6 protein-coding genes and 1 pseudogene are annotated in these 7115 nt (G+C 70.3%); 2 read left to right on the top strand and 5 right to left on the bottom strand.

Annotated elements, in window-relative coordinates; genetic code table 11:
- Positions 1-514, top strand: a pseudogene (locus G6024_RS05475) (transposase); the annotation flags it as partial.
- Positions 515-625: 111 nt separating this feature from the next.
- Here G6024_RS05475 and G6024_RS05470 read toward each other — a convergent pair.
- Positions 626-1153 carry a hypothetical protein gene (locus G6024_RS05470; protein ID WP_007626533.1) on the bottom strand — a complete coding sequence of 176 codons (528 nt, stop codon included), beginning with the start codon at positions 1151-1153 and terminating at the stop codon, positions 626-628.
- Positions 1154-1325: 172 nt separating this feature from the next.
- Between G6024_RS05470 and G6024_RS05465 the strand changes: the two genes are divergently transcribed.
- Positions 1326-2780 carry an MFS transporter gene (locus tag G6024_RS05465; RefSeq protein ID WP_159148247.1) on the top strand — a complete coding sequence of 485 codons (1455 nt, stop codon included), beginning with the start codon at positions 1326-1328 and terminating at the stop codon, positions 2778-2780.
- A 9-nt stretch (positions 2781-2789) separates the two neighbouring features.
- Here G6024_RS05465 and G6024_RS05460 read toward each other — a convergent pair whose 3' ends face one another.
- The 4 genes from G6024_RS05460 to G6024_RS05445 form a co-directional block, all read right to left on the bottom strand.
- Entirely contained in the window at positions 2790-3029 is a 240-nt protein-coding gene (locus G6024_RS05460) for a zinc-ribbon domain-containing protein (RefSeq protein WP_061917661.1), read from the bottom strand.
- Positions 3030-3079: 50 nt separating this feature from the next.
- Positions 3080-3967, bottom strand: a complete 888-nt coding sequence (locus G6024_RS05455) for an alpha/beta fold hydrolase (protein WP_007626536.1) — start codon at positions 3965-3967, stop codon at positions 3080-3082.
- Positions 3954-4514, bottom strand: a complete 561-nt coding sequence (locus G6024_RS05450; RefSeq protein WP_063973117.1) for an SRPBCC family protein — start codon at positions 4512-4514, stop codon at positions 3954-3956. Before G6024_RS05450 ends, G6024_RS05455 begins: the two co-directional genes overlap by 14 nt.
- A gap of 88 nt (positions 4515-4602) precedes the next feature.
- Positions 4603-6867, bottom strand: a complete 2265-nt coding sequence (locus G6024_RS05445; protein WP_159148246.1) for a catalase — start codon at positions 6865-6867, stop codon at positions 4603-4605.
- Between the last annotated feature and the right edge of the window lie 248 nt (positions 6868-7115).

Genomic DNA, 7115 nt, shown 5'->3' with positions numbered 1-7115 from the left:
GACCCGTTCGCGAGGGTTGGAGTTGACTGGCAAGGACGGCTTTTTGAACGAGATGCTCAAGGCCGTCCTTGAGCGGGGCATGGGCGCCGAGCTGACCGAGCATCTGGGCCGCGATGCCCACGCCCGTGGCGGGGACGGAAACCACCGCAACGGCACTTCGCGCAAGACCGTGGCCACCGAGGTCGGCCCGGTGGAGCTGGATCAGCCCCGCGATCGGCAGGGCTCGTTCGCCTCCCAGCTCGTCCCGAAGGGCGCCCGCCGGCTCGGCGGGCTGGAGGACCAGATCATCTCGCTGTACGCCGGCGGAATGACCGTCCGGGAGATCGAGCACCACCTCGCGCGGACCCTGGGGGTGGAGCTGTCGCACGAGTCCATCGCCAACGTCACCGACGCGGTCCTGGACGAAGTCGCCGCCTGGCAGCACCGCCCGTTGGAGGCGTTCTACCCGGTGGTGTTCCTGGACGCGATCCACATCAAGATCCGCGATGGAGCCCACGTGAAGACCCGCGCTGCCCAGAGCACATCCTGGGATGCTCACGTCCCCTACTGGAACCGGTTTGGCAACCAACAAAATGCTCGGCCCGGAACGCCCGCCCGGTCCGGGTGCTGCGCGCCCCCGGCGTCGTCAGCCGTCGTAGGCGACCGTCTCCACGACGATCGGCCCGGCGACGGCCCCGCCGGTGGTGGTGAGTCGGTATTCGACCCGGCCCGGGCCGGTGGAGATCTGCGCCTCGTAGGGGTGGGAGATCGGATCGGGGATGCCCGTCGAGATCCGCGGGAACGGGACCTGCGCGATCTTCTCCCCGGTGGCCCCGGTGTCGAGGTTGCGCCACGAGAGGGTGGCCGTGAGGGTGCACGGGCCCACCCCGACGACGGCGAAGGCCCAGGAGACGGATGCCGTGTCCGGGTACCCGTCGCCGTCGAGCGTGGTGGAGATCGCGCCTGCGCACAACCCGGAGGGTGAGCCGCCCACGGCGATCACGCGGTCAGGAGCAGGGAACAGGAGCGGGATGGCCTCGGAGGAGTCCTGGGCGTTCGCGGTGGCAGGGGCCGTGACGGCGGCGGTCAGTGCGACGGCCGTGGCGGCGAGGAACGCCCCCACGGCGACGGTGGGCCGGCGGGTGATCCGCCGGGTCGAGCCGGTGGTGTCCACCCGCTCATCGTCGCACCGCGGACAGCGGTAGACAATAGTGAGCGAGGATTCCGCCGTCACGGACCGTCATGTCGAACGACGTGGTCGTGCCCGGAACGAGAACCCGTTCGACACCTGTCTGTAATGTCCGACGAGAGGCTCCGGACGTGAGCCTCGGTCGGAAGGACACGGGATGATGGCACGAACGCGCGGTGGGGGCGCCGACACCGTCCGGTCGGACGAGAACGGCCTCATCGCGGTCCTCGCCTTCGGCGGCGTCGTCATGTCCCTCAGCCAGACGCTGGTCATCCCGCTGCTGGGCATGCTGCCGGCGATTCTCAACACCTCCGCGGTCAACGCCTCCTGGGTCGTCACCATCACGCTGCTCGCCGGAGCGGTGGCCGGTCCGCTCATGGGACGACTGGGAGACCTCTATCCGAAGAAGTACGTGCTCATCGGTTGCACGGCGGTCATGGTCGTCGGCTCGGTGCTGTGCGCACTGGCCACCTCGCTGTGGCCGATGCTCATCGGGCGCGCCCTGCAGGGCGTGGGAATCGGTGTGATCCCGATCGGCATCGCCACGATGCGCGAGATCCTCCCGGCGCGTCGACTCGCACCGGCGATCAGTCTGATGAGCTCCTCGCTCGGAGTGGGAGGGGCGCTCGGGCTCCCGGCGGCGGCCGCCCTGGCGCAATACGGTTCGTGGCAGTGGATGTTCTGGGGGTCCGGGGCCCTGGGCGTGGCGATCATCGTGATGATGACGGTGCGTCTCCGGACGCTGCCGGCCGCCAAACCGGACGGCACGCTCGACGTCGTCGGCGCGGTGGGGCTCGCGATCGCTCTCATCTCGCTGCTGCTCGCGGTGTCCAAGGGCGCCGACTGGTGCTGGGGCTCCCCGTTGACCCTCGGCTTGCTGGCCCTCACCGCGGTGTCGCTGCCCGGATGGGCACTGTGGGTCCTTCGGCACCCGTCACCCATCGTGGACCTGCGGGTTGCCGCCCGTCGCCCCGTCCTGATGACCAACATCGCCTCGGTGACCATCGGCATGGGCCTCTATGCGCAGCTGCTGATCATGCCCCAGATTCTCCAGCTCCCGGTCGAGACCGGGCACGGGTTGGGCCAGTCGATGGTGGCCATGGGGTTGTGGAGCGCGCCCGGCGGGCTGGCGATGATGGCGGTCTCCCCACTCAGCGGGCGACTCATCGGTACCCGCGGTCCCAAGACCACGCTCATCCTGGGAGCGCTGGTGGTCGCGGTCGGCTACGCGTCCGGGTTGTTCCTCATGGGATCGACCTGGGGTGTGATGACCGTCGGCATCGTGGTGAGCGGCGGTGTGGGGCTGGCCTACGGTGCGATGCCCGCGCTGATCATGGCCTCGGTGCCCACCTCCGAGATGGGCTCGGCCAACAGCGTCAACACACTCATGCGCTCCATCGGCACCACGACCTCTGCCGCGGTGCTCGGCGTGCTGCTCACCCAGATGTCCATGGACTTCGAGGGGCTGTTCGTCCCCACCGAGGCCGGATTCCGGGTCGGTCTGATGTTCGGCTGCGGCGCGACCCTCCTGGCCGCGTCGGTCGCCGCCACGATCCCGCCTCCGTGGGAGGACAGGGCCACGGCCCCAGCGGTGCCAGCGCGCGAGAGCTGAGCGGCCGGATCAGTACGCGCCGGACAGGATCCCGTCGGCCCGCGACCGGTCGATCTTGGTGGTGATGCCGCACGCCGTGCACGTGGCCGTGTACGACGACCCCAGCGGGATGATGGGGACGAAGAACAGAGAGAACGCCCGCTTGCGACGGTCGACCCGCTGTGCGGCGACGTTGCCGCAGTTCGGGCACGTGGCCCGGGCCAGCCCGAGGTTCCGGGACGAGTTCTTGAAGCCGAAGATGAAGAACATCGGCCCAGCCTGACACCGCACCGGGCCGCGCGCACCCGGTGCGGTGGAGTTCAGGCCCCGGGACCCGAGCCGTCCGCGGTCGACCGGGCGCGGGCCACGATTGCATCGGCCAGCTCTGCCGGCCGCTCGTCGGGGATCCAGTGACTGACCCCGCTCATCTCGACGAACCGGTAGTCGGCGTCCACGTGGTGGCGGGTCCGCTCGGCGCCCCCGCGGCCCAGGGCCGGGTCGCGGTCACTCCACACGAACGTGGTGGGCACACGGACCGGCGCGGTCGAGCGGGACGGTGAGGCGAAGGGCAGGGCCCGGTACCAGCCGAGTCCCCCGGGGATCGCGCCGGCGGCGACCATCTCACGCCGGTAGCGCTCGATCATCTCGGGCGTCATACCCATCCCGGCCAGGGCCTTCTCGGGCAGCGGACCGGCCGAGGTGAGCAGTCGCTCCGGCAGGAACGGCAGCTGGAAGAGCCCGATGTACCAGGATCGCAGTAGCTGGTCGGAGGCGAACATGGCCTTGAGGAAGGCGGCGGGGTGGGGCACCGACACGGCGGTGAGGCTGCGGATGCGGTCGGGGTGCGCCCCGGCGACACCCCACGCCACGGCGGCGCCCCAGTCGTGACCCACCACGTGGGCGTCGGGCAGGCCGGCGGCGTCGAGCAGGGCGAGGACGTCCCCCACCAGTTCCGACAGCCGGTACGCGCGTCGACCACGGGGGCGGGCGGACTCGCAGTACCCGCGCTGGTCCAGCGCCAGGGTGCGGTACCCGGCCGCGTGCAGGAGCGGAGACACGAGGTCCCAGCTGGAGGTGCGCTGCGGGAACCCGTGGAGCAGGACGATCGCCTCGCCGTCGGCGGGCCCGGAGTCCACCGCGCGCAGCTCCATGCCGTCGCGGGAGAACCACAGGTCCGGCCGGTGGGCATTCGGATCAGCCGCGGACATATCCCCTCCTGACCGCCCGGTCGAGAATTCCGAGCGTCGCCTTGAGCGCCGATGCGTCCAGCACCGGCAGTACTCCCGAGTCGCGCCACTTCGGGTGCGCATCGGACCAGTCGTAATAGCTGACGACCTCGGTACGCGCCCCCTCGGCGCCGTCGCCATCGCCGTTATCGCCATTGCCCAGCGGGATGAGGCGGTAGCCGTAGGTGTGGCCGATCGGGGGCGTGATGGCCCCGTCGATGGTCCAGGCGATCTCGGCGTCCGGCTCGAACCGGGTGATGATCACCGTGACGTCGTACTCGCCCATGTCGTAGTCGCCGAGGGACTCGCGGTCCATGTGGATGACGAACCGGTCGCCCTCGGCGGTGACCACCGATCCTTCGGCCGCCTGGAGCATCCCCGAGGAGTCGATCGCCACGTGGCCGTCCGGATCGCACAGTACGGCGAACACGCGGTCCGCCGGAGCCGTGATCACCCGCCGCGCCTCGAGGCGGAGACCGGCAGGACTCTCGCGGGCGGCGGCCTCACGGGTGGCGGGGTGGTCGCTCATGGCCGAGACGCTACCCGCGCACGCCGTGGGTCGGGGACCTCTCGCGATCCCCGACCCACGGTGTCCGTCTACTGCTCCGTGCCCTGCGTCAGATGCGGGCCGGGTCGGGCCGCTCCCACGCCCGGTGGGTGGCCAGCAGCGGCTTGAGTGCGGGCAGCACGCCGGCCGCTGCGTCGACCGCGACCACGCCCGGGGTGTCCGAGGTCAGTCCGAAGTCGACGTACCGGTCGATGGGCGCCAGGGTGGCGATGGCCTTCTTGTGCCGGTACATCTCGCTGATGAGCACGTCGGTCCGCGGGTGGGCGGGGAGGTCGACGACGACGAGGGCATCGAACTCGATGGACCGCTGCGTCTGATAGGTCCGCGAGATCGCGACCGTCGCATCGGGCTCGCCCTCGCCGAGCCTGCCGCCGACCGGGCCGATCACGAGCGGGACCATGTCGTCGCCGAACACGGCCTGCTCGAGTTCCTTGACCGCGCCGACGTCGGAGTTCTCCGTGACGAGGATGCCGATCTGGCGCCCGTCGGACGGCCACTCCTTGCCGATCTGGGACAGGGCCGGGCTGGTGACGACCTCGGCCACGGGCACCTTCGCGGGCGCGGGCAGTCCCAGCCCCGACGCGACGGTGACGGCCAGGTCATGGTCGATGTGCGCGAGCTGCTCGACCTGCCGGATCTTGATGGCCTCCTCGTAGCACTTGCCCAGCTCGAAGGTGTACGCCTCGGCGACGTGCGCCTTCTCCACCTCGGTGAGGCTGGTGTAGAACAGCGTCGCCTGCGAGTAGTGATCGTCGAACGTCGCCGGGGCGTCGCGGACGACCTGCGCGTCGGCGATCTGCTGCGCCACCTCCACCAGCGCACCGTCGGTGGTGCCCGCCATGAACGGGCATCCCCCGTCGAGGCTGTTGGGCTGGTACGGCGCCACGCCCACGTGGTCCGCGGACTGGTGGAACCCGTCGCGGAGCATGTCGTTGACGGGCGCGTGCGGCCGGTTGATGGGGATCTGGCCGAAGTTCGGACCGCCCAGACGCGTGAGCTGGGTGTCGAGGTAGGAGAACAGTCGGCCCTGCAGTAGCGGGTCGTTGGTGACGTCGATGCCCGGCACGAGGTGGCCCGGGTGGAACGCGACCTGCTCGGTCTCCGCGAAGAAGTTCTTGACGTTGGCGTTGAGCGTCATCGTGCCGATCACCTGCACCGGTGCGAGCTCCTCGGGGACGATCTTGGTCGGGTCGAGCAGGTCGATGCCGTGGAACATCTCGCTGACGCCGTTCTCGTCGACCGTGTCCGGGAAGACCTGGATGCCCAGGTCCCAGCTCGGGAACGCGCCGGACTCGATCGCGTCGGCAAGGTCGCGGCGGTGGAAGTCCGGGTCCATGCCGGCGGTGATCTGGGCTTCCTCCCACACCTGCGAGTGGACGCCCAGGTGGGGCTTCCAGTGGAACTTCACCAGGCTCGTCTCGCCGGCGTCATTGATGAGCCGGAACGTGTGGACGCCGAAGCCCTCCATCATCCGGTACGAGCGCGGGATTCCGCGGTCGGACATGTTCCACAGGGTGTGGTGCTGCGCCTCGGTGTGCAGGGAGACGAAGTCCCAGAAGGTGTCGTGCGCGCTCTGGGCCTGCGGGATCTCGCGGTCCGGGTGCGGCTTGGCGGCGTGGACGACGTCGGGGAACTTGATGGCGTCCTGGATGAAGAACACCGGGATGTTGTTGCCGACCAGGTCCCAGGTGCCCTCGTCGGTGTAGAACTTGGTCGCGAATCCGCGGGTGTCGCGGACGGTGTCGGCGGACCCGCGGTTGCCGAGCACGGTGGAGAAGCGGACGAAGACCTCGGTCTCCTTGCCCTCGGCGAAGACGCCGGCCTTGCAGACGCTCGCTGCGGCGCCGTTGGCCACGAACGTCCCGTGCGCGCCGGCCCCGCGGGCGTGGACCGCGCGCTCCGGGATGCGCTCGTGGTCGAAGTGCATGATCTTCTCGCGTAGGTGGTGGTCCTGAAGCAGGACCGGGCCGCGACGACCGGCCTTCTGCGAGTGATCGGTGTCGGACAGGCGCGCGCCCTGGGCGGTGGTGAGGAACTGGCCCTGCTGACGCATGACCTCCTCGCGAGCGGTGACCGAGCCGGGCGGCTCCGCGCCGGTCGGGCCGTGCGGGGTCGCGCCCTTCTGGTCGGCCTTCGGCGGCAGCGGGCTGGTGGGCTCGGTGGGCTCGGCGACGGTCGGCGGTCGCGATCCCGGCGTACCGGGGACGACGTCGGCGCTGCCGGCCAGGTCGTCGGCGAACTGTTCGGCCTTGTCGACGAGCTTCTCGGCCGCGGATCGGGCGGCGGACTTGGAATCTGACCTCTTGTCGGACATGACGCTCCTTCACGGTGGGAATCGGACGTCCGGACCTGCGGGCTCCGTCTCCGCCGTACGACGCCGGACGCGGCGCGCGACGTGGAGCCGTGTGGGCGATTGTGCCCGTGCTCACGCTCGTCGCAACCGCTCGCGACCGCCCGCCCGGACCCGCGACCGGGCACCCTTCAGCGATCCGGGGGAGAAAACTCTCACCCCCGCTTATTGTTGAGCGATGACTCCCCGCCCGCTCGCCCGCGAGCACCTGC

Source organism: Dietzia maris, from assembly GCF_014144855.1.
Taxonomy (GTDB): domain Bacteria; phylum Actinomycetota; class Actinomycetes; order Mycobacteriales; family Mycobacteriaceae; genus Dietzia; species Dietzia kunjamensis.
Note: the sequence above shows the minus strand (reverse complement) of the source record. Positions and strands in the feature narration are given on the sequence as shown.

Bases quoted from the DNA above. Each gene is read 5' to 3' on its own strand.
- G6024_RS05455 (WP_007626536.1), bottom strand. From the start codon at position 3,967: ATGTCCGCGGCTGATCCGAATGCCCACCGGCCGGACCTGTGGTTCTCC.
- G6024_RS05465 (WP_159148247.1), top strand. From the start codon at position 1,326: ATGATGGCACGAACGCGCGGTGGGGGCGCCGACACCGTCCGGTCGGAC.
- G6024_RS05460 (WP_061917661.1), bottom strand. From the start codon at position 3,029: ATGTTCTTCATCTTCGGCTTCAAGAACTCGTCCCGGAACCTCGGGCTG.
- G6024_RS05450 (WP_063973117.1), bottom strand. From the start codon at position 4,514: ATGAGCGACCACCCCGCCACCCGTGAGGCCGCCGCCCGCGAGAGTCCT.
- G6024_RS05445 (WP_159148246.1), bottom strand. From the start codon at position 6,867: ATGTCCGACAAGAGGTCAGATTCCAAGTCCGCCGCCCGATCCGCGGCC.